The 665-nt window shown below is 38.6% G+C and carries 1 pseudogene; it reads left to right on the top strand.

Annotated elements, in window-relative coordinates:
• Window positions 1-665: pseudogene (locus Q4512_RS16365) on the top strand (gliding motility-associated C-terminal domain-containing protein); the annotation flags it as partial.

Below are 665 nucleotides of genomic sequence, written 5' to 3' on the forward strand. Positions count from 1 at the left end.
CTAGTAACATATACCGCTACAGATGATTGTTTAAATACTTCTTCAGTAACTGCAACACTTACCCTTGAAGATTCTATCGGTCCTGACCTTACTGCTTGTACGGTTGTAGATGAAACCATAGAATGTAATGGTACAGATAATGAAACCATTGCTAACGATTGGAATGCTGCTAATATATTAGCACTTCAATCTTGTGGTACAGATAGCTGTGATACAGATGCTGTATTTGATGTAACTTCCGATTATGCATTTACTAACCTTGCTTCCACTTGTGGTGCTGGTGGTACTATTACTGTAATCTATACGGTATCGGATGATTGTGATAATGAAACTACACTGACTGCGACACTTACTCTTGAAGATTCTATTGGTCCTGACCTTACTGCTTGTACGGTTGTAGATGAAACTATAGAATGTAATGGTACAGATAATGAAACCATTGCTAACGATTGGAATGCTGCAAACATACTTGCACTTCAATCTTGTGGTACAGATAGCTGTGATGCAGATGCTACTTTTGATGTAACTTCCGATTATGCTTTCACGAACCTTGCTTCCACTTGTGGTGCTGGTGGTACTATTACTGTAATCTATACGGTATCGGATGATTGTGATAATGAAACTACACTGACTGCGACACTTACTCTTGAAGATTCTATTGGTCC

Source organism: Oceanihabitans sp. 2_MG-2023 (genome assembly GCF_030547245.1).
Classification (GTDB): Bacteria; Bacteroidota; Bacteroidia; order Flavobacteriales; family Flavobacteriaceae; genus Oceanihabitans.